The organism is Oceanobacillus chungangensis, assembly GCF_003369565.1.
Lineage (GTDB): Bacteria > Bacillota > Bacilli > Bacillales > Amphibacillaceae > Oceanobacillus > Oceanobacillus chungangensis.
Genome location: NZ_PIOD01000027.1, coordinates 1 through 656, shown reverse-complemented (window position 1 = coordinate 656; position 656 = coordinate 1). Strand labels below are relative to the sequence as shown.

The 656-nt window shown below is 48.9% G+C and carries 6 tRNA genes; all 6 read left to right on the top strand.

Annotation, left to right across the window (positions count from 1 at the left end):
* Window positions 1–3 precede the first annotated feature (3 nt).
* The 6 genes from CWR45_RS18605 (at window position 4) to CWR45_RS18580 (ending at window position 607) form a co-directional block, all read left to right on the top strand.
* Window positions 4–80: transfer RNA gene (locus CWR45_RS18605), tRNA-Met, on the top strand.
* Window positions 81–118: 38 nt separating this feature from the next.
* Window positions 119–195 (top strand) — tRNA-Asp (locus tag CWR45_RS18600).
* Between the two features lie 3 nt (window positions 196–198).
* Window positions 199–271 (top strand) — tRNA-Thr (locus tag CWR45_RS18595).
* Between the two features lie 41 nt (window positions 272–312).
* Window positions 313–397: transfer RNA gene (locus CWR45_RS18590), tRNA-Tyr, on the top strand.
* Window positions 398–407: 10 nt separating this feature from the next.
* A tRNA-Gln gene (locus tag CWR45_RS18585) sits at window positions 408–482 on the top strand.
* 49 nt (window positions 483–531) lie between these two features.
* Window positions 532–607: transfer RNA gene (locus tag CWR45_RS18580), tRNA-Lys, on the top strand.
* The last annotated feature ends 49 nt before the right edge of the window (window positions 608–656 follow it).

The window sequence follows — 656 nt, the reverse complement described above, 5'->3', positions numbered from 1 at the left end:
CATCGCGGGGTGGAGCAGTCTGGTAGCTCGTTGGGCTCATAACCCAAAGGTCGTAGGTTCAAATCCTGCCCCCGCAACCAAAAGTATTATTAATGTTTTGTACTTAAAAAGTATATATGGTCCGGTAGTTCAGTTGGTTAGAATGCCTGCCTGTCACGCAGGAGGTCGCGGGTTCGAGTCCCGTCCGGACCGCCATATGCCGGCCTAGCTCAATTGGTAGAGCAACTGACTTGTAATCAGTAGGTTGGGGGTTCAAGTCCTCTGGCCGGCATCATTGACTTATGAATAAAATTATACCCTATAGTTAAGTATGGAGGGGTAGCGAAGTGGCTAAACGCGGCGGACTGTAAATCCGCTCCCTTTGGGTTCGGCAGTTCGAATCTGCCCCCCTCCACCATATTGATTGTTGGGCTATAGCCAAGCGGTAAGGCAACGGGTTTTGATCCCGTCATTCCCAGGTTCGAATCCTGGTAGCCCAGCCACTTTTTTATTTTAGGACTTTTTAAGACCACGCACTCTTACTATTAATTCGAGCCATTAGCTCAGTCGGTAGAGCATTTGACTTTTAATCAAAGGGTCGAAGGTTCGAATCCTTCATGGCTCACCATTTACTTGCGGGTGTGGCGGAATTGGCAGACGCGCTAGACTTAGGATCT